Origin of the sequence: Hoeflea sp. AS16 (assembly GCF_038900095.1) — a bacterium.
Classification (GTDB): Bacteria; Pseudomonadota; Alphaproteobacteria; order Rhizobiales; family Rhizobiaceae; genus Hoeflea.
The window spans coordinates 450,221-475,006 of the sequence record NZ_JBBMQQ010000003.1 but is presented as its reverse complement, the minus strand read 5'-3'; the positions used below and the strand labels follow the sequence as shown (position 1 = coordinate 475,006).

General features: G+C 62.5%; 20 protein-coding genes. 10 read left to right on the top strand and 10 right to left on the bottom strand.

The genetic code is table 11. From position 1 onward, the window contains the following. Positions 1-11: 11 nt before the first annotated feature. The 4 genes from WNY80_RS10590 (at position 12) to trxA (ending at position 7,934) form a co-directional block, all read left to right on the top strand. The gene (locus tag WNY80_RS10590) at positions 12-746 is read left to right on the top strand and encodes a nucleotidyltransferase family protein (RefSeq protein WP_342887329.1); all 735 of its coding nucleotides are present in this window, start codon (positions 12-14) and stop codon (positions 744-746) included. Next, positions 743-3,949 carry a double-strand break repair protein AddB gene (gene addB / locus WNY80_RS10585; protein WP_342887328.1) on the top strand — a complete coding sequence of 1,069 codons (3,207 nt, stop codon included), beginning with the start codon at positions 743-745 and terminating at the stop codon, positions 3,947-3,949. Before WNY80_RS10590 ends, addB begins: the two co-directional genes overlap by 4 nt. Continuing rightward, positions 3,942-7,499 (top strand): double-strand break repair helicase AddA, encoded by a 3,558-nt coding sequence (addA, locus tag WNY80_RS10580; RefSeq protein WP_342887327.1) that lies wholly within the window; start codon positions 3,942-3,944, stop codon positions 7,497-7,499. Before addB ends, addA begins: the two co-directional genes overlap by 8 nt. 111 nt (positions 7,500-7,610) lie before the next feature. Then, positions 7,611-7,934 carry a thioredoxin gene (gene trxA / locus WNY80_RS10575; protein WP_342867294.1) on the top strand — a complete coding sequence of 108 codons (324 nt, stop codon included), beginning with the start codon at positions 7,611-7,613 and terminating at the stop codon, positions 7,932-7,934. 78 nt (positions 7,935-8,012) lie between these two features. Here the strand turns inward: trxA and WNY80_RS10570 are convergent, their stop codons facing one another. The 9 genes from WNY80_RS10570 to WNY80_RS10530 form a co-directional block, all read right to left on the bottom strand. Then, positions 8,013-9,362 carry a folylpolyglutamate synthase/dihydrofolate synthase family protein gene (locus WNY80_RS10570; RefSeq protein ID WP_342887326.1) on the bottom strand — a complete coding sequence of 450 codons (1,350 nt, stop codon included), beginning with the start codon at positions 9,360-9,362 and terminating at the stop codon, positions 8,013-8,015. A 28-nt stretch (positions 9,363-9,390) separates the two neighbouring features. Next, positions 9,391-10,305: an acetyl-CoA carboxylase, carboxyltransferase subunit beta gene (gene accD, locus WNY80_RS10565; protein WP_342887325.1), complete on the bottom strand. Its 915-nt coding sequence runs from the start codon at positions 10,303-10,305 to the stop codon at positions 9,391-9,393. Between the two features lie 36 nt (positions 10,306-10,341). Continuing rightward, positions 10,342-11,181, bottom strand: a complete 840-nt coding sequence (trpA, locus tag WNY80_RS10560) for a tryptophan synthase subunit alpha (RefSeq protein WP_342887324.1) — start codon at positions 11,179-11,181, stop codon at positions 10,342-10,344. Beyond that, positions 11,182-11,889, bottom strand: coding sequence for a flavodoxin family protein (locus WNY80_RS10555; protein ID WP_342887323.1), 708 nt, complete (start codon positions 11,887-11,889; stop codon positions 11,182-11,184). A gap of 2 nt (positions 11,890-11,891) precedes the next feature. After that, positions 11,892-13,112: a tryptophan synthase subunit beta gene (gene trpB, locus WNY80_RS10550; RefSeq protein ID WP_342887322.1), complete on the bottom strand. Its 1,221-nt coding sequence runs from the start codon at positions 13,110-13,112 to the stop codon at positions 11,892-11,894. A 5-nt stretch (positions 13,113-13,117) separates the two neighbouring features. Beyond that, a complete protein-coding gene (locus WNY80_RS10545) occupies positions 13,118-13,798 on the bottom strand; it encodes a phosphoribosylanthranilate isomerase (protein WP_342887321.1) in 681 nt (226 codons plus the stop codon). A gap of 82 nt (positions 13,799-13,880) precedes the next feature. After that, entirely contained in the window at positions 13,881-14,627 is a 747-nt protein-coding gene (locus WNY80_RS10540) for a M48 family metallopeptidase (protein ID WP_342887320.1), read from the bottom strand. Positions 14,628-14,754: 127 nt separating this feature from the next. After that, complete coding sequence (locus tag WNY80_RS10535) at positions 14,755-15,195, bottom strand: DUF2852 domain-containing protein (RefSeq protein ID WP_342887319.1); 441 nt, start codon at positions 15,193-15,195, stop codon at positions 14,755-14,757. Between the two features lie 161 nt (positions 15,196-15,356). After that, on the bottom strand, positions 15,357-16,640 hold the full coding sequence (locus WNY80_RS10530; protein ID WP_342887318.1) for a polyhydroxyalkanoate depolymerase: 1,284 nt from the start codon (positions 16,638-16,640) through the stop codon (positions 15,357-15,359). 379 nt (positions 16,641-17,019) lie between these two features. Here WNY80_RS10530 and WNY80_RS10525 point away from each other — a divergent pair, with 379 nt between their 5' ends. After that, positions 17,020-18,216, top strand: coding sequence for a DegT/DnrJ/EryC1/StrS aminotransferase family protein (locus tag WNY80_RS10525; RefSeq protein WP_342887317.1), 1,197 nt, complete (start codon positions 17,020-17,022; stop codon positions 18,214-18,216). 43 nt (positions 18,217-18,259) lie between these two features. Here WNY80_RS10525 and WNY80_RS10520 read toward each other — a convergent pair whose 3' ends face one another. Next, entirely contained in the window at positions 18,260-19,021 is a 762-nt protein-coding gene (locus WNY80_RS10520; RefSeq protein ID WP_342887316.1) for an IclR family transcriptional regulator, read from the bottom strand. Between the two features lie 125 nt (positions 19,022-19,146). Here WNY80_RS10520 and WNY80_RS10515 point away from each other — a divergent pair, with 125 nt between their 5' ends. The 5 genes from WNY80_RS10515 to WNY80_RS10495 all read left to right on the top strand — a co-directional run bounded on the left by WNY80_RS10515 (position 19,147) and on the right by WNY80_RS10495 (position 24,695). Further along, a complete protein-coding gene (locus WNY80_RS10515) occupies positions 19,147-20,745 on the top strand; it encodes a GMC family oxidoreductase N-terminal domain-containing protein (RefSeq protein ID WP_342887315.1) in 1,599 nt (532 codons plus the stop codon). Positions 20,746-20,782: 37 nt separating this feature from the next. After that, entirely contained in the window at positions 20,783-21,430 is a 648-nt protein-coding gene (locus WNY80_RS10510) for a YjbE family putative metal transport protein (RefSeq protein ID WP_342887314.1), read from the top strand. Between the two features lie 109 nt (positions 21,431-21,539). After that, complete coding sequence (locus WNY80_RS10505) at positions 21,540-22,658, top strand: TRAP transporter substrate-binding protein (protein WP_342887313.1); 1,119 nt, start codon at positions 21,540-21,542, stop codon at positions 22,656-22,658. Between the two features lie 88 nt (positions 22,659-22,746). Then, a complete protein-coding gene (locus WNY80_RS10500; RefSeq protein ID WP_342887312.1) occupies positions 22,747-23,361 on the top strand; it encodes a TRAP transporter small permease subunit in 615 nt (204 codons plus the stop codon). Next, positions 23,358-24,695, top strand: coding sequence for a TRAP transporter large permease subunit (locus WNY80_RS10495; RefSeq protein ID WP_342887311.1), 1,338 nt, complete (start codon positions 23,358-23,360; stop codon positions 24,693-24,695). The genes WNY80_RS10500 and WNY80_RS10495 overlap by 4 nt, the downstream gene beginning before the upstream one ends. Positions 24,696-24,786 lie beyond the last annotated feature (91 nt).

Sequence of the window (24,786 nt, the reverse complement as noted above, 5' to 3'; positions counted from 1 at the left end):
TTGCCCGAGCGATGACCATCAAGACCGCCATGATCCTGGCCGCGGGGCTTGGCACCCGCATGCGTCCGATCACCGAGACACTGCCCAAACCTCTGGTCGAAGTGGCGGGGAAGCCGCTGATCGCCTACGGGCTGGAGGCGCTCGGCCGGGCCGGTGTCAGCAATATTGTCGTCAACGTGCATTATCTCGCGCCGCTTCTGGTCGACTGGCTTTCGGCATGGCCCGGTGCCGACATCCGCATATCCGATGAAACCACGGAACTCCTCGATTCGGGCGGCGGCATCGTCAATGCCCTGCCGATGCTCGGGAACGAGCCGTTCCTGGTTCTCAACGCCGATACGTTCTGGCTTGAAGAACCCGGAGCCACACCGGATAATCTTGCCCGGATGATGGATCGTTTCGACCCCGAATCAATGGATATCCTGCTGATGACCGCCCGGCTCGACCAGGCAACGGGCCATACCGGCGCCGGTGATTTCACCATCGCCGAAGACGGCCGCCTGCATCGCTACAAGGGAGCCGGTGATCCGGTTATCTATGCCGGCGCGATTGTGCTTCATCCGCGCATTTTCAAGGGTATCTCCGAGAAGCGCTTTTCCCTCAACCGCTGTTTCGACGCGGCAATAAGCCAGGGCCGCCTGTTCGGCACGGCGATGCGGGGGCATTGGCTGACCGTCGGCACGCCCGAGGCAATCGGCGAGGCCGAAGCGGCCCGGTCCGCCTATCTCGGCGAAGCGCTCCAGTGACCCGGCCGTCCGCCCGTATTGCAACCATTCCGCCCGGTGTGGATTTCCTTGCCACGCTTGCCGGCCAGATCATAGGTGGCGGACTGGTCCCCGGCCTCGCCTATGACCCCGAGAATCCGCTGTCCCTGGCCGGCGCCACGGTGTTTGTGCCAACACGGCGTGCCGCAAGGGTGCTTCGGTCCGAACTCACCGATCTCATCGGCAAGGGCTCGGCCATCCTGCCGTCGATTCGCCCCCTCGGTGAAACCGATGACGATGCCGGTTTCCTGGATTCCGCCGACCCCGAAACACTGGCGCTGGATCCGCCGATCCCGCCGATTGCCGCCACCCTGCGGCTGGCGGACCTGGTGCTGGCCTGGAAACAGGCGCTGCCGCAGACGGTCAGGGATCATCTCGGCGGCGTGCCGCTGGTTGCACCCGCCAATCCGGCGGATGCCATCTGGCTTGGCCGCGCCCTGTCGGACCTGATCCAGGCGGTGGAGACCGAGGAGTGCGATTTTGCCGGTCTCGATAACGTCGCGTCCGCGGATCTGCAGCAATGGTGGCAGCTGACAGCCGAGTTTCTCAAGATCGCCCGCGAGTTCTGGCCCGCGCTTCTCAATGAAATCCACCGTTCCAGCCCGGCCCGCCATCACAATGCGATGCTGGATGTCTTCACCCGCAGCCTCGCCGAATCCCCGGCCGATCGGCCGGTCATCGTTGCCGGGTCGACCGGTACCCGGCCATCGACGGCACGGCTGATCGCCACCGTCGCGCATTTGCCCCATGGAGCCGTGGTGCTGCCCGGCCTCGATCATGCCATGCGGCCGTCGCACTGGCAGGCGTTGACCGAGGCGGCCCTGACCCGGCAATCCGATGATGGCCGTATCCTGGTTGATGTCGCCATTCGCAGCCATCCGCAATACGGTCTTCTCACCCTGCTCAACAGCTGCGGCGTCGAGACCGGCGGGATCGAGAGCATCCCGGAGCTGGGCCGGCTTACGCCCGAACTGGAAGTTCGCCGCACGATGGTGTCGCATGCCTTGCTGCCGGCCGTCGCCACGGAAGCCTGGGGCGAGGCAGGCTTTCTGCCCGATCCCGGCTCGATTGGTCCGGGGTTTGAGCATGTCAGCCTGGTCGAGGCCGCCAACGAGCGCGAGGAAGCATCCGCCCTGGCATCCGCCATGCGCCGTGCGCTTGAACCGCGCCCCGGTGTCCCCGAGCCGACAGCGGCGCTTGTCACTCCCGACCGCAACCTGGCCCGCCGCGTGGTGACGGAACTGGCCCGTTACGGGATCGAAGCCAATGATTCGGGCGGGTCTCCCCTGACGTCGAGCCTGCAGGGCGGACTGGCACGGCTGGCGGTGCATGTGGCCTTCACTCCGGGCGATCCGGTGGCGATTGCAGCCCTCATCAAGCACCCGCTGGCCCGCTTTGGCCTCTCCCGCCGTGAGGCGAAAACCCGCGCCGGTTTTGTCGAGCGGATCGCATTGCGCGGCGGCAGCGGCTCGGCCGACATTGACGAGCTCGAAGCCCTCGTCAGTGCGCGCGACGCGGGCCGGCAAGATCGCCATGCGGCGCAATGGTTGAAACGCATCGGCGATGATGAAGCGGATCAGGCCCGCGACTTCGCCGCTCGCGCTTCCGATGCGCTGTCGCCGCTCACCTCGCTTCTGGTCGAACGCGCCGGCGCCGGCGTCACCAACGAGATCCCGATCGGCAAATTCGCAGCCCTGACTGCTGAGGCGCTGGAGCGGATCTGCATCGATGACACCGGTGCGCTGGATGCGCTCTGGGGTGATGAAGCCGGCGCCGATCTCGCCGCCGTTCTGCTTGAAACCCGTGACAGCGGCTCGATGCTGACCATGACCGGCCATGAGTGGATCGGTGCGCTCGATGCGCTGATCTCCGGGCGAATGGTCAAGCCGCGCGCCGGTGGCCATCCCCGCGCCTTTATCTGGGGCGCGCTCGAGGCGCGTCTTCAGCATGTCGACACCTTGCTGATGGGTGGATTGAACGAAGGTGTCTGGCCGCAGGCCGGTCAGGAAGATCCGTTCCTGTCGCGCTCGATGAAGGCCGCAATCGGTCTGGAGCCGCCCGAACGCCGGATCGGCCAGGCGGCACACGATTTTCAGATGGCGATGGGCGCACCGGAGGTGGTGCTGTCGCGCTCCTTCCGCTCGGGAAAGGCGCCGACCGTTGCATCGCGCTGGCTGCAGCGGCTTCTCGCCGTTATCGGTCCGGAACCGGCCGCCCAGCTCAGGTCTCGTGGCGAGGCGCTGCTGGCGCATGCCCGTACGCTGGACCAGGGGCCGTCCAGCCCGGCCTCTTCCCGCCCGGAGCCGCGCCCGCCGGAAGATCTGCAGCCAAAATCCTACTCCTTTTCCGAAGTCGGCAAGCTGCGCCGCGATCCCTACACGATCTATGCCCGGCGCATTCTTGGACTTGATCCTCTGGAGCCGTTTCTCGCCGATCCCGGTCCGCGGGAGCGCGGCACGCTTTACCATGAGATTCTCGAGGAGTTTGTCTCCACGGCCAGTCCCGGCGACCGGTCGCTCGAAACACTCCGGCGGATTGCAGCGGAGCATTTCGCCGGCGCAGGATTGCCCGACGCGACCGCGCTGGTCTGGCGGATGCGTTTTGACAAGGCCGCCGGGGCCATCGCCGACTGGGAGGCCGAGACGGCCAATGACCTGGTCCGCTCGCTGGTCGAAACCCGCGCCAGCCTTGATCTGCCGCTCCCCGGGCTCAGGCTGACCGGAATGGCCGACCGGCTCGATCTGCGCCGTGACGGAACCGCCTGGATCATCGACTACAAGACCGGCGGCACACCGTCGCGCAAGGAGGCGCGGATCCTGCTCGATCCGCAGCTGGCGCTCGAGGCCCACGCGCTGATCAATGGCGGCTTTGCCGATATCGGAAAAATGCCGGTATCGGGGCTGTTCTATCTGCGGCTGACCGGACGGGATCCCTTTGCCGAGCGCGTCGACACCGACCCGGAAAAACCCGGCCGCGACGAGTTTCTGAGCCCGGCGGATCTGGCGGCAAAGGCGGTTGATGAATTCTGCCGGCTTGTCGGTCTGCTCCGCTCCGGCAAGCGCGGTTTCCTGTCCCGCGCCATCCCGCGCAGTGCTCGGGATTTCGGCGGCGAATATGACCACCTGGCCCGGGTTGCCGAATGGCAGACCGCGGTGGATGGCGATGGAGGTGATGGCGATGACTGACGACAGCGGCATGTCCATCATTTCCGACACCACCATGCGCCAGAACCTTGCGGCGACACCGACGCTGTCGGCCTGGGTGTCGGCCAATGCCGGATCCGGCAAGACCCATGTTCTGGCCCGCCGGGTCATCCGGCTTCTGCTGCGCGGTGCGCGGCCTTCGGCGATTCTCTGCCTGACCTACACCAAGGCCGCCTCGGCGGAGATGTCCAACCGGATTTTCAAGACCCTCGGTGAGTGGGTCCGGCTTGACGATGCCGGGCTGGCCGAAAGGATAGCCGAGCTCGAGGGGCGCGAGGCGGAGCCGCATCAGCTGGTGCGTGCGCGCAGGCTGTTTGCCACGGCGCTGGAAACCCCCGGCGGCCTCAAGATCCAGACCATTCATGCCTTCTGTGAAGCCGTGCTGCACCGGTTTCCGCTCGAGGCCAACATTCCCGGCCATTTCAGCGTGCTTGACGACCAGAAAGCTGCCGAATTGCTCGGCGAAGCGCGCCGCCATCTGATGTCGGCCCGGACTTTCGAGAGTGACCCTGAACTGGCCTCCGCCGTCACCTCGGCGCTCGACATCGGCGGCGAGGCCGGTTTCGACAAGCTGCTCGATGGCCTCTATGCCCGCCGCCGTGAATACCTTGCCTTTGACGCAAAGGCCCGGACGCAGGGCGGCGCCGAGGCGATGATCAGGGCGGCCCTGGGCGTGTTGCCGGAAGAAACCGAGGCCTCGCTGATCCAGACCGCATGGCCGCTCGATGCCTTGCCGGTCGATTATATCCGCGGCCTTTTCGAATTTGCCGGTTCGGCCAAGTCGTCGGCCAAGGCCTACAATCTGGCCTATGGACTGCTCGCTGTCGGATCGGAGCCCGGAGCAGAACAACGGCTGGATCTTCTCAGGCAGGTGTTCTTCACCAAGTCCGGATCGCCCGCCAAGCTTGGCAGTGCGGCCTCGAAAACGATCCAGGAACGGTTTCCCGATCTTGCGGAACGCGTTGCCGAGGCTCAGGCCCAGGTGGTCGCGATCTTCGATCGCCTGGCGCGGCTGAAAATGCTGGCGGCCTCGCTGACCGCCTTCCGCCTGGCGCGGCGCTATCTTGGCGAGTTCGAGCGGCTGAAAACCCGGCAGGCCCTGCTTGATTATGATGATCTGATCGGTGCGACCGAGGCCCTGCTGTCGAAAAGCGGCGCCAGCGCCTGGGTTCACTACAAGCTCGACCAGGGTATCGACCATGTGCTTGTCGACGAGGCCCAGGACACGGCACCGCTGCAATGGAACGTCATCGGCGCCTTGTCCGACGAGTTCTTTGCCGGCGAAGGAGCCCGGCCTGCCACCCGGACGCTTTTTGCCGTCGGCGACGAGAAACAGTCGATCTACTCGTTCCAGGGCGCCCGGCCCGAACGCTTCGCCGAAGAACGCGCCCGGATTGCCAGGATTGCGCGTGCGGCGGATGCGGAATTCGAGCAGGTCTCGCTGAGGGTGTCCTTCCGCTCTTCCACCGAGGTGCTCAAACTCGTCGACCATGTTTTTGCCGACGCCGATGCGTTGCGCGGAATGGGCTCTGCCGATGAGCCGGTGATCCACGAAACGGCCCGGATGCAGGCACCGGGGCTGGTCGAGGTCTGGCCGATGATCGCCCGCGAGCAGACCGGAGATGACGAAGACTGGACGGCCGCTTTCGACGAGGTGCTCGAAACCGCCCCCGCGGCCCAGTTGGCCCACCGCATCGCTGATGTGCTCAGCCAATGGGTTGGCCGCGAGGTGATCGAGGATCAGAAGTCGAAACAGATGCGGCCGGTGGCGCCGGGCGACATTCTGGTGCTGGTCAGGAAGCGCGACGGCTTCGTGCCGACGCTGCTGCGCACGCTCAAGGCCACGACGGACATTCCGGTGGCAGGCGCCGACCGCTTGCGCCTGACGGATCATATCGCGGTTCAGGACCTGATGGCGCTTGGCCGCTTTGTGCTTCTTGGCGACGATGATCTCTCGCTGGCCGCACTGTTCAAGAGCCCGTTGCTGGATTTGAGCGAGGAAGACCTGTTTGCCGTCACCGCCGGCCGGGCGGCCGGAGTGTCTGTCTGGCGTCGTTTGCAGGAGCTGGCGGGAGCAGAGCCGCGCTTTGCCGACGTGGTTGAAAGGCTCAAGCGCTGGAGTGCGCGGTCCGCGCATCAGTCTCCGCATGATTTCTATGCGGCTTTGCTCGGTCCCGATGGTGGCCGCAAGGCCTATCTCGCTCGCCTTGGCCATGAAGTCGGCGATGTGCTCGACGAGTTCCTCGGCCTGACGCTCGATCATGAGCAGGCGGGCCTGCCCGGAATGCAGTCGTTCCTTGCCATGCTTGAAACCGATACGCCGGAGATCAAGCGTGAAATGGAAGGCCAGTCGGGCGCGGTGCGGATCATGACCGTGCATGCCGCCAAGGGACTGGAAGCCCCGATCGTGTTTCTGGTCGATTCAGGCGGCGAAGCCTTCCAGCACAGCCATCAGCCCCGGCTCTGGCTGCTGCCGCCCGCGTCCGGCGCCGCCGATGCACCGTCGATCCCGGTCTGGCTGCCCGACAAGACCTACGAGAACGAGGCCACCACGCCGGTGCGTGAGAAAATGCGCGAGCAGGCCGAAGAAGAATATCGCCGGCTTCTCTATGTCGGGCTGACACGCGCGGCGGACCGGCTGGTCATCTGTGGATACCGCGGCCTCAGGGAAGCAAAGACTCCGACCTGGCATTCAATGGCGTCCGCCGGCCTGGAGCGCGCTGTCAGCGAGACCGGCTACACCGTCTCCGATGGCGTGCATGATGCCGGTGGCGAGCCTTTCGAGGTTCGCCGCTTCCGCCGCATCCGCTCCGAACCGACTACGGCCGATGTCATCCCCGAAACCGAGGCCGCGGCAGCACCGTCCGCAAGCGCTCTCGTCATCCCGACCGAGCCCTTGCCACCGCCCGCGCGTCTGCCCCGGCCATTGGCGCCATCCGGCGTCAGCGCCGTGCTCGAGGACAGTGCAGATGTGACGTCGCGCTCACCCTTTGCCGACAGTCAGAGCGGATCGGCGGCGGCGCTTGAACGCGGCAGCATGATCCATCGCCTGCTTCAGGTGCTGCCGGCTGTCCCGCAGGCCGAGCGCCAGACCGTGCTTTCGCGCTACCTGGCGCGGGCGCTGCCCGAAGCACAGGCCGCCACTGCGCAAACCATCGAGCGCCAGGTGCTCGCGGTGCTGCAGGATCCGCGTTTTGCGCCGGTGTTCGATGCACCCGGCGAGGCGGAGGTTTCCGTCATGGGCACCTTGCGGATCAAGGGCGAGGATCGTGCCGTTTCTGGCCGGATCGACCGCATCGCGCTGGATAACGACCGGGTTCTGATCATCGATTACAAGACAGGGCTTGCCCCGGCTCCCGGAGAAGAACCGCCGTCAGGTCATGTTTCCCAGCTCGCCATCTATCGCGCGCTGCTGACACCACTCTACCCGGGGCGGCGAATCGACGCTGCGCTGGTCTATGTTTCCGGCCCGTTTCTCGTCGAGATTCCCGGTCCGGTGCTGGATCAGGCCATGGCCGGTCTCGACCGGTAATCGGCCCAAGAACATCACAGCTCGGTGAAGCTCGCCGAAATGCCTTGAATACTCATGGGCGAATCATCACATTGGGGCCATCTGAGTCATCCACCAAAGGAGTGCCCAATCATGGCAACCGTTAAAGTAGACAGCGCCAATTTTCAGAGCGAAGTGCTCGATTCAACCGTGCCTGTCGTCGTCGATTTCTGGGCCGAATGGTGCGGACCGTGCAAGATGATCGCACCGAGCCTCGAGGAAATTTCCAACGAGATGGAAGGCAGCGTCAAGGTCGTCAAGCTCAACATCGACGAGAACCCGGAACTCGCTTCGCAGTTCGGTGTCCGCTCGATCCCGACGCTGGCGATGTTCAAGGGCGGTGCCGTGGCCGACATCAAGGTTGGCGCTTCGCCCAAGACTGCGCTTTCGAGCTGGATTTCCGGCGCCATCGCCTGAACCCGGTTTCGCAGCAATATCCAACCCGTCCGGGAAACCGGGCGGGTTTTTTGATGCGCTAACCGGATCGAAGGAAGTCTAGACCGGCGGCGTGCCGTTGTCCCTGAGAACGTCACCGAGAAGGTAGAGCGAACCGCCGATCAGGATCCGCGGTGGCCGTTCGAGCCCGTCCCAGCTGCTGCAGATGGCGGCAATCGCGCTTTCGACATCTTTGGCAGGCTCGGCGGTCAGTCCCGCCTCGCCGGCGGTATCGGCGAGGAATTCCGCGTCCAGGCCGGCGTCGGACCCGGGCACCGGCACGGTAAACACATGCCGGGCCATGCCGGCAAAGGCTTCGAAATAGCCGATCGGATCCTTGGTGTTGATCATCCCGGTGATCAGGAACAACGGCCGCGATTCACGGTCATTGAGATTGGCCATGGCCTCGGCGATCACAAGTCCCGCGCCGGGATTGTGCCCGCCATCGATCCAGAACTCCACACCGTCCATGGCGCCCTCGACAAGCCGGCCATGGCTCAGCCGTTCCAGCCGTCCGGGCCAGGAGACATTGACCAGGCCATCGGCAATGGCGTTTTCGCTCAAACGGAACCCGGCAGCTTTCAGCGCCCGAATGGCCGCAGCCGCATTGGCCTGCTGATGCCGGCCCGTGAGCCTTGGCAACGGCAGGTCGAGCAGTTCCTCGTCATCCTGGTAAGCCAGCCGCCCGTTTTCCTGCACGGCGAAGAAATCCTGGCCGTAAACGCTGAAGGGGCATCTGAGCCGTTCGGCGGTTTCGGTCAGCACCTCGCGCGCCGCGTCTTCGGTCTGTGCGCCGATCACAACCGGCGACCCGGGCTTGATGATGCCGGCCTTCTCCGCCGCGATCAGTTCCACCCTGTCGCCGAGATAGGCCTGGTGATCGAGCGAGATCGACATGATCACCGAGACTGCCGGATGGGCAATCACGTTCGTCGCGTCAAACCGGCCGCCAAGTCCGACCTCGATCAGCGCGGCATCGGCCGGATGCTCTGAAAACAGCACGAACATGACAGCGGTCAGGATCTCGAAGACGGTGATCATCTCGCCCTGGTTGGCCTCGGCCACCCGCCGCACCGCGTCGGCCAGCATCTCGTCGCCGACCAGCTGCCCGCCGCCCTCCGCACCAAGGCGGAAGCGCTCGTGCCAGTTGACCAGGTGCGGCGATGTGTGGACGTGGACCGTAAGCCCCTGCGCCTCGAGGATCGCTCGGCAGAACGCGCTGGTCGATCCCTTGCCGTTGGTTCCGGCGATATGGATCACCGGCGGCAGCTTTTCATGCGGGTTACCCAACCGCTCGAGCAGCCGTGTAATCCGCCCGAGCGACAGGTCGAAGCCCTTCGGGTGCAGCGCCATGAGCGCGTTGATTTCCTGCTCGGCAGCCGACACGACCGCTCCTCTCGCCGACGTCATCGGCCTGTGTGCTGTTGGCGCGAAAGCCCTATTCGGCGGCCTCGGCCGGAGCAGGTTCGTCTGCCGGCGCTGGCAGTGCGGCCGGTGCCGGGGCATCCATCTTGAGGAAAATCCGCAGCAACCGGGCAACGGTGGCCGGGATGTCGTGACGATGCACCACCATGTCGATCATGCCGTGGTCGAGCAGATATTCCGATGTCTGGAAGCCTTCGGGCAGCTTCTCGCGGATGGTCTGTTCGATCACCCGTTTGCCGGCAAAGCAGATTTCCGCACCGGGCTCGGCCAGATGCACATCACCAAGCATCGCATAGGATGCTGACACGCCACCGGTGGTCGGATTGGTCAGCACCACGATGTAGGGCAGACCCGCTTCCTTGAGCATTTCGACGGCCACCGTGGTGCGCGGCAATTGCATCAGCGACAGGATGCCTTCCTGCATGCGGGCTCCGCCGGATGCGGGAAACATCACCAGCGGACAGTGCCGCGCGATTGCTGCTTCGAAGGCCTGGATGATGGCTTCACCGGCAGCAATGCCGAGCGAGCCGCCCATGAAGGCGAAATCATGCACGCAGGCAACGATCTCGACACCCTCGACCGTGCCGTGTGCGGCGACGACAGAGTCTTCGAGACCAGTCTTGGTCCGGCTGTCGCGCAGCCGGTCGATGTACTTTTTCGAATCGCGGAACTTGAGCGGATCCTGCGGCACTTTCGGCGACGGCAGCAGCTCGTACTTGCCCTCGTCGAACATGTGCTTGAGCCGGGCTTCGGCCGACATCTTCATGTGATAGCCCGAGGCGGGAATCACGAAATGGTTTTCTTCCAGGTCATTGTGGAACACCATTTCGCCGGTCTCGGGACACTTGATCCAGAGATTCTCGGGCACCTCGCGGCGACCCAGAATCGAATTGATCTTGGGCCTGACGTAGTTGGTAATCCAGTTCAACGCGTTATCTCCGGTTCGTCACCCAATGTGGGGTTGTTATTGCGTTGGTGCAAGGCGTGCGGCGCGCACGCCGGTGGCAAGCCCGCGCACCATGGTGGCAACGCTCTCGACCGTGTCGGAGGTCGCTGCACCCTTGGCGTCAAGCGTGTTGGCGATCTGGTTGACGATCGCGGTGCCGACCACGACGCCATCTGCCGACTGGCCGATGGCGCGCGCCTGTTCGGCGGTTTTCACCCCGAAGCCGACACACACGGGCAGGCTGGTATGGCTCTTGATCCGGTCGACGGCCTGGTTGACCTTCGAAGTGTCGGCAATCGCCGAGCCGGTGATGCCGGTCATCGATACGTAATAGACAAAACCTGACGTGTTGCTCAGCACCCGCGGCAGCCGCTTGTCGTCTGTGGTGGGCGTCGCCAGCCGGATGAAGTTGATGCCCGCCTTCAGCGCCGGCAGGCACAGTTCCTCATCCATTTCCGGCGGCAGGTCAACGACGATAAGTCCGTCGATCCCGGCTTCCTTGGCGTCGACCAGAAAGCGCTCGACACCGTAGATGTAGATCGGGTTGTAGTAGCCCATCAGCACGATCGGCGTTTCGTTGTCGCCCTTGCGGAAATCAGACGCCAGCGCCAGCGTCTTCTTGAGGCTTTGACCGCCTTTCAGCGCCCGCTGCCCTGCCATCTGGATCGCCGGGCCATCGGCCATCGGATCGGAAAACGGCATGCCGAGTTCGATCACGTCGGAACCGGCGCCTGGCAGCGCCTGCATGATTTTCAGCGAGGTGTCGTAATCCGGGTCGCCGCCCATGAAATAGGTCACCAGCGCCGGTCGTCCCTCGGCCTTGAGTCTCTCAAAACGTGTGTCGATGCGAGTGGTCATTCAGGATTTTCCGATCTCGGGGTGGTCAAAACGTGCGCCATCGTTCCAGGCTCCGACATCGTTGCCATGATTGGGAATGCCGCCCGCGTCCTTGAGCATCCGTGCCAGATGCATCAGGTTCCAGCTCATGAAAGTGGTGTTGCGCTTGGTGAAATCATTGTCGTATCCGGCACCGTCATCGCCATAGGATTTACCCGGTCCGACTTCGCCGATCCAGCCGCAATCGGCCTGCGGCGGAATCGTGTAGCCGACATGCTGCATGGCATAAAGGCAGGTCATCGAGGCGTGTTTGACGCCGTCCTCGTTGCCTGTGACGATGCATCCGCCGACCTTGCCGTAGAATATGTACTGGCCGCGGTCGTTGCGCTGGCCGGAATGGGCATAGAGCCGCTCGATGATCACCCGGCACAGCGAGGATTCCTCGCCCAGCCACAACGGCGTGCCGATCACCAGGATGTCGGCATCACGAACCTTGGGCCAGAAGATCTCCGGCCAGTCATCCCTGTCGGCGCCATGTTCGCGCATGTCGGGCTGTACGCCGAAGGCGATGTGATGATCCGCGGCGCGCAAATAGTCGACCTGCACGCCATTGGTCTCCATGATCGCCATGGCGTTGCGCATCAGCCGTTCGGTGTGGCTTTCGCCTTGTGCCGTGCTTTTGAGCGTGGTGTTGATGAACACCGCCTTGAGATCGGAAAATCCGGCCATGATCAGAGCTCCACGCCGAGAATCTTGCCGACGGTGAAGATGTCCTTGTCGCCGCGGCCACACAGGTTCATCACGATGATCTGGTCCTTGCCCATTTTCGGTGCCCGCTTGATCACTTCCGCCAGCGCATGGCTGGGCTCCAGCGCCGGAATGATGCCTTCAAGCCTGGTCAGCAGCTGGAAGGCTTCCAGTGCTTCCGTATCCATGATCGGCACATATTCGACCCGGTTGGATTCCTTCAGCCAGGAATGCTCCGGCCCGATGCCGGGATAATCGAGGCCGGCCGAAATGGAATGGCCTTCCTTGATCTGCCCGTCGCTGTCCTGCAGCAGGTAGGTGCGGTTGCCGTGCAGCACGCCGGGCGAACCGGCGGTCAGCGAGGCGCAGTGCTCTTCGCCTTCCAGGCCCTTGCCGCCGGCCTCGACACCGACAATCTGCACGTCCTTGTCGTCAAGGAACGGATGGAACAGGCCGATGGCGTTGGAACCGCCGCCGACAGCTGCAATCAGCATGTCCGGCAACCGGCCTTCTGCCGCCATCATCTGTTCGCGGGTTTCCTGACCGATCACAGACTGGAAGGTGCGAACCATTTCCGGATAGGGATGCGGACCTGCGGCGGTGCCGATCAGGTAATAGGTATCGTCGACATTGGTCACCCAGTCCCGAAGCGCCTCGTTCATAGCGTCCTTCAGCGTGCCGTGACCCGATGTGACCGGGTGCACCTGCGCGCCCAGCAGCTTCATCCGGAACACGTTCGGCGCCTGCCGTTGCACATCGGTGGAGCCCATGTAGACTTCGCACGGATAGCCAAAGCGCGCGGCAACGGTGGCCGAAGCCACACCATGCTGGCCGGCACCGGTTTCGGCGATGATCCGGGTCTTGCCCATGCGCTTGGCCAGAAGAATCTGGCCGATGCAGTTGTTGATCTTGTGCGAACCGGTGTGGTTGAGCTCGTCGCGCTTGAAATAGACCTTGGCGCCGCCGAGATGCTCGGTCAGCCGCTCGGCGAAATAGAGCGGCGACGGCCGTCCGACATAATGCGCGTTGAGATGGTCGAGCTCGGCGCGGAAGGCCGGATCGGCTTTCGCCTTGGTCCATTCCTCTTCCAGCTCAAGGATCAGCGGCATCAGCGTTTCGGCAACGAAACGGCCACCAAAGATGCCGAACATGCCTTGCTCATCAGGGCCGGTACGGAATGAATTCGGGGTACTTGTCTGGTTCAAATCATCTACTCCTGAGACCGTCCCTTGCCTGTTCTCACATTGTCCGCATCGCGGACGGCCTGGACAAAGTCATTCATCATGCCGAGGTCCTTGATCCCGGGCGCGCATTCAACACCGGAGGAGACATCGACACCCGGCGCCCGGCTGATATCAAGCGCCTCGCCGACATTGTCTTTGGTCAACCCACCGGAAAGCATGTAACTGGCAGCCCCGTCAAGCATGGCAAGGTGCCGCCAGTCAAAGCTGACGCCATTGCCGCCGGGAAGATCGGATCCTTTTGGCGGTTTGGCGTCAAACAGGAACCGGTCGGCGATGCCCTGATAGGGCGCGATCCGCTCGAGATCGGAGGCTTCGCGAATGGCAAAGGCCTTCATCACCGGCAAACCGTACCGGGCCTTCACATAAGCGGTGCGCTGCGGGCTTTCGCTGCCATGCAACTGCAACCAGTCGGGTTTGACCGCAGCAACGATCCCGTCGAGGCCGGCATCGTCCATGTCGACGGTCACCGCGACGGTTTCCAGGCCACGTGACCGCGCCCGTCCGGCCAGCTCGGCCGCTGTCTCGTTGGCCACGTGCCGGGGGCTCTTCTCGAAAAAGATGAACCCGGCCATGTCGGCGCCCAGACTGGCTGCGCGATCCACCGCCTCGGGTGTGCTCAGACCGCAAATCTTGATCTGTAGTGTCATGGCGCTGAAGTCGCACAAAACGGCCTGAGAGTCGAGATATGGATGCGTCGGCAGTGACGATCTGTCCGCCCGGATGGCCGGCCTAGAAGCTGACGGCGAACAGCCGCGATCCGTTCTGCTTGAGCCAGCGTTTGGCTTCGTTGGTGCGTGGGCAAAGCGCTTTGCAGGTGGCCCAGAAATCCGGCCCGTGGTTCATTTCCTTCAGATGCGCGACTTCGTGGGCGGCGAGATAGTCGATGACGAAATCCGGCGCCATCGCGATCCGCCAGGAAAACGCCAGGTTCCCCTCCGACGTGCACGAACCCCATCGGCTTTTCGTATCCTTGTAGGATATCCCCCGCACCGGCTTGCCCAGCGTCGCCGCGTGGGTCCGTACGAGGACTTCCAGTTCCTGCCTGGCAACCCGCTTGAGGTGATCGGAGACACGGCGGCCGACATGTTCGGGCAGGCAGGAAACGAGCAAGGTCGGTACCCCGTCGATCTCGGTCTGTTCGGCAATGCCGCGAAGCTTGCCGGTCATCGCAATCCGGTGATCGACCCCGCGAATGGCGATTGTTGCCTGGTCAGCCAGTGGACCGGCATCTTCCACCCGTGCCAGCCGGGTCATCAGCCAGCCATGGTGGCGGGTGAGGAATTCATCGATTTCTCGCGCCGGTAGTCCCTTTGGAATGGTCAGCTTGAGCGCCTGGCCGCCCGGTTCGATGCGAAGCGTCATCCGGGTTGCCCGTGCATGTTCGCGCACCGTCAACGGCAGGTCGCGGCCATTGACCGTGACCGCGCTGGGGCGCGGCTGCGCTGGTTTGCGGGAAGGGCGGTCTAGTCCAAACATGGTGGAGTATTTATCCGATTCGGCCGCAACAGGGGTGGAAAATGCCGCGCTGTCGCCGCAGCGCTGCGGCCAACAAAAAGGGCGGCGCTGGAAACGCCGCCCTCCGGGGAGGTCATGGGTGTTGCGGTTATCCGTCGATTTCGGGCACCGAGCCGGATGTCCGGGGCTTGTTCTGGCTCGCCTGGCGGTTGGCCATGAAGCGGTCGAATTCCTCGCGGTCGCGCGCCATGCGCAGATCACGCATATGCTGGTCGAATTCGCGGCGCATCTCGTCGAGCTTCTTGCGCTCTTCATCAAGCCGCGCCAGTTCGGCATCGCGCCAGTCGTCGAAGGCAGCATTGCCGCTGCTGGCGCGTGCCCCCTGCATGCCGCTGGTGCTCTTGCGGAACGAGCATGCGAAGTTGTCGGTGGCGCGATTCACGTCTGCCTTGAAGCCTTCAAGCCGGTCGCCCCAGATAATGTAGGCGAGCATGGCAAGGCCAAGCGGCCAGAACACCATGAAGCCAAGAACCATCAGGGCGATGGTGGCGGGTGTCCAGGCGGGACGGATCAATGCGGTCTGTGTCATCGGTCAAAACCTCATCTGGTGAAGGGAAGCGGGGATCGTTCCCTTGTGAATTTGATGTGGTATGGACCGCGGCCCTATTCAAGAAAATGGCTGCAGGAATCCGATATTCCCCTGTTTTAAAAGAGAAATATCGGATCTCTAAAATGCGCTTCAAATAGGGTTCAGTTGCTCTGGCCGCCCTTGACCAGCTTCGGCCCGGACTTCTTTGCGGCCTCGCCACGCGCATGGGTGCGCATGAAATCCAGGATCCGCGGCGCGATTTCGGAGCGGAATCGCGACCCGTTGAACACACCGTAGTGGCCGACTTTCGGCTGGACGTAATGGTGCCGCATCTCGTCGGGAATGTTCGGGCAGATGGTCTGCGCCGCCTTGGTCTGGCCCAGACCCGAGATATCGTCATTCTCGCCTTCGACCGTCAAAAGCGCGACATTGCGGATGGCCTTGGTGTCGACCTTGCGGTCGCGATGCATCATTTCGCCCTTCGGCAGCGAGTGCTTGATGAACACCGTGTCGACGGTCTGCAGGTAGAATTCAGCCGTCATGTCCATGACCGCGAGGTATTCGTCGTAGAATTCCCGGTGCCGCTCGGCGGAATCGCCATCGTCCTTGACCAGGTGCAGGAAGAAATCCTTCTGTGCGATCATGTGGCGGTCAAGGTTCATGGTCATGAAGCCGGACAATTGCAGAAAGCCGGGATAAACCGAACGCGAGAAGCCCGGCTGCGGCCACGGCACCTGCATGATGACATTGTCTTCGAACCATTCGATCGGCTTGGCCTGTGCAAGTTCGTTGACGCCGGTCGGATTGATGCGGGTATCGATCGGCCCGCCCATCAGCGTCATGCTCGATGGTGCGAATGTATCGCCGTTCTCTTCCATCACAGCGACAGCAGCGAGAACCGGGACCGATGGCTGGCAGACCGCCAGCACATGGGTGTCAGGACCAAGCGCGTGCAGCATGGAGATGACGTAGTCGATGTAGTCATCAAGGTCGAAACGGCCTTCGGTAACCGGCACCATGCGCGCATCGGTCCAGTCGGTGATGTAGACCTCGGCATTGGGCAGCAGCGTTTCGACGGTGCCGCGCAGCAAGGTGGCGTAGTGGCCGGACATCGGTGCGACAACCAGGATTTTCGGATCCGGCTTGTGATTGGCCGGCAGGGTGCGTTCGAAATGGATCAGGTTGCAGAACGGACGCGACCAGACGGTTTTCTCGTGGACCGACACCGGTCCCGAATTCAGCGATGTTTCGTTCAGTCCGAATTCAGGCTTGCCGTAACGGCGGGTGGTCCGCTCGAACAGTTCGAATCCGGCGGCGACCGAGCGGCCGAACGATGTGTGCGACATCGGATTGACCGGGTTGCGGAACGTCAGACGCATCGCATCGGCATAGGCGCGCATGGGCGCCATTGCTGCGTGGTTAAGTTCATACATCTGGTAAAACATGATGATGCTATGCCTCTTGTTGCGACAGCCAGGCTGCCCCGGTTTGCGCCATCATGCACGTCATATCCTTACCGGAGTCTGACTTGTTGCAGCGCGCAAACGGTGGCGGAGCCTAGCACGGATTTATTGCATTGCAACAACACACCCCTGCAATTCGGGGGTGCAATCGCCCAACTGGCAAGCCTGACGCCAGTCCCGGAAGCGGTTCAGGCACGCTTCCGTAGCGCCTGAAGTCAGACTTCATGTCGGCGTTGGTGCTTGGTTGTTGCATTGCAGAAACGCTGTTGTCCTTATCAATGTTCCGCAACTGGTCGTAAGAGTTGTGCCCGGTTCGTCCTATTCCGGTCAACGCCAGATTTCTGGCCCAGGAGGCAGGCCTTTGAAACCGTTCAGCGGCAATTTCACCCAGCAGGAAGCATTGGATGATGCGGTCATTGCCGCCGCCACCAGGATTCTCGGGTCAGGCCGGCTGCATCGCTACAACAGCGAACCGGGAGAAATGTCCGCGGCCTCCGAACTGGAGCAGGCCTATGCCACCTACCAGGGCGCGCGCTATTGCCTGGCCTGTGCCTCGGGGGGATATGCCCTGTCCATTGCCCTGCGTGCGGCAGGTCTTGAACCAGGTGAAACGGTTCTTACCAACGGCTTCACGCTCGCCCCGGTGCCCGGAGCCGTTGCCGCCGCCGGCGGAAAACCGCTGCTCGTCGAGATCACCGGGAACCTCGTGATCGATCTTGAAGACCTTGCCCGCAAGGCGGGCACATCCGGGGCGCGTTTCCTGCTGTTGTCGAACATGCGCGGCCATCTGGCCGACATGGAGCGTCTTGCCGATATCGTCCGGCAGCACGACCTGATCCTGATCGAGGATTGCGCCCACACCATGGGGGCTGCGTGGAACGGCCGGAAAAGCGGCAATTTCGGTCTCGCCGGCTGCTTTTCCACCCAGACCTACAAGCACCTCAATTCGGGCGAAGGCGGGTTGCTGACCTCCGACGATCCGGACTTCATGGCCCGCGCCATCATTCTGTCGGGGTCCTACATGCTCTATGAGCGTCACGGCGCAGCACCACCGGCTGATGTTTTCGAGCGCATCCGGCTGGAAACGCCCAACATGTCGGGACGCATGGACAATCTGCGCGCCGCGATCTTGCTGCCGCAGCTCTCCCGCCTCGAAGACAACATCGAACGCTGGAATGAGCGCTACCGGGCCGTTGAGCAGGCGCTTGCCGGTGTCGACGGTGTGGCATTGCCCTGCCGCCCTGCCGAAGAGCGCTATGTCGGCAGCTCCATCCAGTTCCGCCTGCCCGGCATTTCGCCGGCCCTGGCCGGGGCTTTCGTCGCCGCGAACAAGGCCCTGGGTGTCGAGTTGAAATGGTTTGGTGCGTCCGACCCGGTGGGGTTCACCTCAAATCATCACAGCTGGCGCTATGTCGATCCCCAGGCTCTGCCTGAAACCGACCGGGTTCTTTCAGGCCTGTTCGACATGCGCCTGCCGCTGACATTTTCTGTTGCGGACTGCCGCCATATCGGCGCGATCATCGCCCATTGTGCTGCCGAGCTGGGCGCCGACGCCTAGGCGGCGCGTCTCTGTTTTGGAACGGCCTTGCCAGGCCATATTGTCAGGCCATCACGGCGCGCAGCTTGCTCACGGCTGCGTTGAAATCGCCCAGAAAACCGCGAAGCGTGTCGAGCGACAGCCGCACATCCGGGCCGTGACAGGCAATCGCGGCGACAAACCGTCCTGCCTCGTCCGTCACCGGAACCGCGATCGCCACCATGCCTTCCATGAATTCCTCGTTGTCGATGGCAAAGCCGTCCTTGGCGACCGCCGCCAGCTCCTTGAGCAGCGCATTGGGGTCGGTGATTGTCTTCGGCGTCTTGCGCTCCAGCGTCAGGCCGTGGGCGAACGCCTTGCGCTTTCGGGCGTTGAGGCTGGCGAGAAAGGTCTTGCCGCTCGCCGTGCAATGGAACGGCACGTTGGAGCCGATCGGCAGCTGCACCCGGAAGGCCCAGCCGGTCTCCACCCGGTCGAGGTAGCTCATGCCGTCATCCTCGGGCACGACGTAATTGATTGTTTCGCCCGTCTTCATCGCCAGATCCACCAGCACTTGCCGGCGCAGGATGTGGTCGCGGGACGAGTGCAGCAAGCCTGCGCCGAGCATGCGTGCCCGCCGCGCCGCCCGCAGCCGCTTGCCATTCGGCTCGTAGACGAGAAATCCCTCCTCCACCAGGGTGGCGCAAAGCCGGTGAATGGTCTGCTTGGGCAGCCCGATCGACTGGTTGATTTCCGTCGGCGTCATCGGTTCGCCCGCCGTGCCGACAACTTCAAGGATCAGCAGCGTTCGCAGGTTTGTGGCGATGCGGTCTTCCGAATTTGGCATGCTTAATCCAGTTTTGAACAATCAGTAATGCCAGTTGTAGCCACCCTTGCACCGTGGTCGTAGAAGTGAATACGATGAATAACGAGAAGTAAAGTCTCAATTATTGCATCTTGAGGTATTTTTAGTTGGAGTTTGACTTTGTCATCGTCGGAGCAGGATCAGCCGGTTGCGTCTTGGCCAACCGGCTTTCGGCTGATCCTTCCGTCACGGTGGCATTGATCGAAGCCGGCGGCCGCGACGCCTCGCCGTGGATTCATGTGCCTGTCGGCTATTTCAAGACCATCAAGGATCCGGCGCTCAACTGGATGTACCGGACCGAGGCGGACGAGGGGCTCAACGGCCGCGCGCTCAACTGGCCGCGCGGCAAGACGCTGGGCGGCTCAAGCTCGATCAACGGCCTGCTCTATGTCCGCGGCCAGCCGCAGGATTACGAGCGCTGGCGGCAGATGGGCAATGTCGGTTGGGGATGGGATGACCTGCTGCCGCTGTTCAGGCGCAGTGAATCCTGGGAAGGCGAAGCCGATGCACTCAGAGGCGACCGGGGCGAACTCTCGGTCTCCCGTTCCAGGCAGTCCTGGCAGGTTGTCGATGCCTGGGTCGAGGCGGCCAGAACGGCGGGATTTGCCTTCAATCCCGATTACAATGGTCAAAGCCAGGAAGGCGTCGGCTATTTCCAGCTGACCGCGCGAAACGGTTTGCGCTGCAGTTCCGCCAAGGCCTTCCTCAAACCGGCAAGATCCCGGCCCAATCTCGAGGTTCTCACCCATGTCCAGGTTGAAAACGTCGAGCTGGACGGCCCCCGCGCAGTGGCGGTACGCGGCCATCGCCATGGATCACCGGTGCGGATCGCCGCAAGGCGTGAAATCATCCTCTCGGCAGGGGCAATCGGTTCGCCGCAGATTCTGATGCTGTCGGGCATCGGCGAGCCCGGTCATCTGGGCGATCACGGGATTTCGCTTAGGCACGCCCTGCCGGGCGTTGGCCAGAACCTGCAGGACCATCTTCAGGCCCGCCCGGTCTTCCGTTGTAATGCGCCAACCATCAACACCAAGACCCGTGGTCTCTTGAATCAAGCCAAAATCGGGCTTGAGTACATGCTCAATCGGTCAGGACCGCTGACGCTCGCAGCCAGCCTGGGCACCGGTTTTCTCAAAACCCGACCGGATCTCGCTACACCCGACATCCAATTCCACATCCAGCCCTTCAGCGCCAACAATCCGACCACCGATACCGATGATTTCGATGCTTTTACCGCCTCGGTGCTGCAATTGCGGCCCGAAAGCACCGGCGAAATCAGGTTGCGCTCGGCGCGGGCCGAAGACCATCCGCTGATCCATCCCAATTATCTGGCGACGCCGCTGGACCAGCTCACCATTGTCGAAGGCATCCGCATGGCCCGCCATATTTGCCGCCAGACCCCGGTGGCAGACCTGATCACCGAAGAGCATGCGCCCGGCAAGGCAGTTCCTGATGAGGATTATGAAGGACTGCTGAAATGGGCGCGCGACACCGCGACGACGATCTATCACCCGACCGGGACCTGCAAGATGGGATCGGACCCGATGGCCGTGGTCGATGAACGGTTGCGGGTCCGCGGGGTCGAAGGTCTCCGGGTCGCCGATGCTTCGATCATGCCGGTGATTGTATCGGGCAACACCAATGCACCGGCCATTATGATTGGTGAGAAAGCCTCGGACATGATCCGCGAGGATATGCGCAGATGACCAGGGCTTTCAGAATTGGCATGGGAGGGGCCGCTTGATGCTGCAGCAGTTTTTTGATTTCGGAGCCATTGTTTTGGCTGATCTGGTGCTGTCGGGCGACAATGCATTGATCATTGGTATGGCCGCCGCGTCCTTGTCGCCTGACATGCGCAAACGCGCCATTTTGTTCGGCATCATTGTCGCCGCCGCGCTGAGGATCATCTTTGCGCTGCTCGCCACCAAGCTTCTTGGCGTGCCGGGGCTCCTGTTCCTTGGATCGCTGCTGCTGTTCTGGGTCTGCTGGCGCCTGTATGGCGAAATCCGCGACAATATCGACCGGGAGGCGGCCGAGGCGCTTGAAACCGCCGATCACGGCGACGAGGGCTACACCGGGCCGCCCCGCAAGACACTCTTCCAGGCACTCGTCTCGATCACCGTCGCCGATCTCTCGATGTCGATCGACAATGTTCTTGCCGTTGCCGCCATTGCCGATGGCAACACGGAGATGCTGGTGTTCGGCCTCGGCCTTGCAATCCTGCTGATGGCCTTTGCCGCGACGTTGATCATGAAGATTCTCACCCGGTTCCCGGCCATTTCCTGGCTTGGGCTGGCGGTGCTGATCTACGTCGCCTCAGACATGTTCTATCGCGGCATCATCGATCCCGAGACCGGTATCCTGACAATGGTCGCAAGGGGCATGTCATGAGCAGGATCGGCCGCTCGCACTTTTCTCGAATGCTGTCCGTGAAGCCTTCGCCGGACACGTCCGTCTGTCGCATACTCGAAGGCAAGACATGAAACGGGAGGAGAACCCCATGTCGAGACTAACCAAGCTTACCAAGGGTGTCGCAGCTGTCGCACTGTTGGCGGCAACGTCGATGTTCGGCGTGTCTGCCGATGCAGCGACAAAGATCCGGGTCCAGTCTGTCATCCCTAATACGGCTGACGAAGTGGTCATGCTTCAGGATTTTGCCGATGACGTCAAAGCCCTGACCGATGGCGAGGTCGAATTCGAAATTCTGCCCGCAGGTGCGGTCGTAGGCGTCCAGGAAATTCTTGATGCGGTGGATGCCGGCCTGATTGATGGCGGCTTCGCCTGGACCCACTACTGGTCCGGCAAGCATCCCGCCGCCATGCTGTTCGGTTCGCCCGTCGCAGGCGCGGGAATCGGCATCGACAATATCGCTTTCATGTCCTGGTATCTCAATGCCGGCGGCAAGGAGCTCTATGACCAGCTCTGGAAAGAGATGGGCGTCAATGTGAAGGGCTTCATGCTGCAGCCGGTCGGTCCGGAAGCGCTCGGCTGGTTCAAGGAACCGATCGAGACCATGGCCGATTTCCGCCAGTACCGGTTCCGCACACCTCCGGGCATTCCGGGCCAGACCTACAAGGACATCGGCGTCGCCTCGGTTGCCATGGGCGGTGGCGATATCCTGCCCGCACTTGAAAAAGGCACCATCGATGCAGCCGAATGGTGCTGCCCGAAACCGGATTCGGTGTTCGGCTTCCAGAAGGTGCTCAAGCACTACTATCTGCAGGGCCTGCACCAGGTAGTGGTCAATGCCGACCTCTATCTCAATGGCGATGTCTACAAGTCGCTGACCCCGCTGCAGCAGAAGGCCATCGAAGTGGCCGCCAACGCATCGCTGATGAAGGCCATGGCCTATCGCATCAACGAAAACGGAAAGGCGCTCGACAAGCTGGTCAACGAGGACGGCGTCATCCTGCATGACACGCCGGCGGAGTACTTCACCGAATACATGGCCGCCGCCAATGCCGCGCTTGAGAAGAACGCGTCGGAAAACGCCTTCTTCAAGCAGGTCTGGGACAGCCAGAAGGCGTTTGCCAAGACCGCGGTGCCCTATTGGGCCCAGGCCCAGCGCACCAATGCCAATCTCGGCGCGGCCTACGCCGACACGCTCAGAAAGCAATAATGTCATGAGCTTGTGATCTGCCCCGCGCCTTGCGGGGCGGATCGATCGATCCCTTCGGGGATGGGGGAATTCCGGTGAGGAGGGCATTATGGCCGGCAAAGAAACAGACGATATGCTGCCGATCGGCGACGAATTGCTCGCAGAACGGCGCGGCGGACCATCAACCCGCATGCCCGATGACATGCATCCGGCGGCGCGCACCATCATCCACGGCATAGACACGATGTCCGAATGGGTCGGCCGCGTCGTAGCCCTTCTGGTGGTACCGATCATCATTGCCATGGTCTACGAGGTGATCGCCCGCAAGTTTTTCATCGCGCCAACGCTTTGGGCCTTCGATGTTTCGCGCATGCTCTACGGCATGTCGTTCATGCTCGGTGCGGCCTATGCGCTGATGCACGGATTGCATATCCGGGCTGACTTCCTCTACCGCAATTTCACCGTCAAAACGCAAGGGCGCGTCGATCTCGTTCTCTATATCGTGCTGTTCATGCCGGCGATGATCTTCCTGCTGATCGCCGGTTATGAATTTGCCCTCAAATCGGTCCTGCAGGGTGAACGCGCCGGCGACAGCACCTGGGCGCCGGTCGTCTGGCCGGTCAAGGTGTCGCTCGCCGTCGGCGTGGCGTTGCTGCTGGTCCAGGGTGTCTCCGAAATCCTCAAGTCCTGGTACGCGGCGACCCGCGGAAGGTGGCCGTCATGAGCTTCTTCGAGGTTGCGCCCGAAATCATCGGTTTCTTCATGATCGGGGCGATGCTGTTCGCCATTTTCATCGGTTTCCCGATCTCCTTCACGCTGATCTTTCTCGGCATCGTCTTCGGCGCTTGGGGCTTTGGCCTGAAGCTCACCATCTTCCTCATGACCCTGCAGTTCTACGGCTCGATGATGGAGCAGACGCTGGCCGCCGTGCCGCTGTTTGTCTTCATGGGCTTCATGATGGAACAGGCAGGCCTGATGGAGCGATTGTTCAAGGCGGTGCAGCTGATGCTCGCCCGCATGACGGGATCGCTGTTCGTTGCCGTCCTGTTTGTTTCCGTGGTTTTTGGTGCGGCCACCGGCATCGTCGGTGCTTCGGTGACGATCCTCGGCATCATGGCGGCCAAGACCATGAGCGAATCCGGCTACGACGTCCGCCTCGCGGCCGGCACCATCACCGCCGGCGGCACGCTGGGCATTCTCATCCCGCCCTCGATCATGCTCGTCGTCATGGGCCCGGTTCTCGAAGTTCCGGTCACCGACCTGTTCGCCGCGGCAATCCTGCCCGGCGTGATGATGGCGGTTCTCTATCTGGTCTATGCGCTGGGGCGTTGCTGGCTCAATCCCAACCTCGGTCCGCCATTGCGCGAGGACCAGATCCCGGGTGACCGCAGCCATGTCTGGCGCGAGTTCATTCTCGGCCTCGTCCCGCCCACGATCCTGATTGCTTTCGCCATGGGCTCGATCCTGTTTGGCTGGGCGACGCCGACCGAAGGTGCGGGCATGGGGGCGCTTGGCTCCGTGCTGCTGACCATCGGCTACCGCAAGTTCACCTGGAAACGCACCTATGAGGCGCTGCTCAAGACGCTGGAGATCTCGGTTCTGATCCTGTTCCTGGTCGCGGCCTCCAACTTCTTCGGTGCGGTCTTCTCGCGGCTTGGCACGCCCGGCCTGATCACCGACTGGCTGTTGATGCTGGATCTGTCGCCGAGCCTGATCATCATCATGATCCTTGCCATGGTCTTCATCCTTGGCTGGCCGCTCGAATGGGTGCCGATCGTGTTGATCATCCTGCCGATCCTGCAGCCGGTGCTGGTCGAGATGAACGTCAACATGACCTGGTTTGCCATTCTTGTAGCCGTCTGCCTCCAGACAGCGTGGCTCAGCCCGCCGGTGGCCCTGTCGGCCTATTTCCTCAAGGGGGTGGCGCCGGACTGGGACCTCAAGGACATCTATTTCGGCATGATGCAGTTCATGACCGTGCAGATTTTCGGGCTGGTCCTGGTCTTCGTCTTCCCCTGGCTGGCCCTTTGGCTGCCGGGTTATCTCTACGGAAACTGACATGCTGCCGGACAGGCACCGGCGGCAAATTGATCTGGCGTTGTGAAGCCGTCAAACTGGCACTAGAGCTGATCTAGCCAGTTGTGGTTTC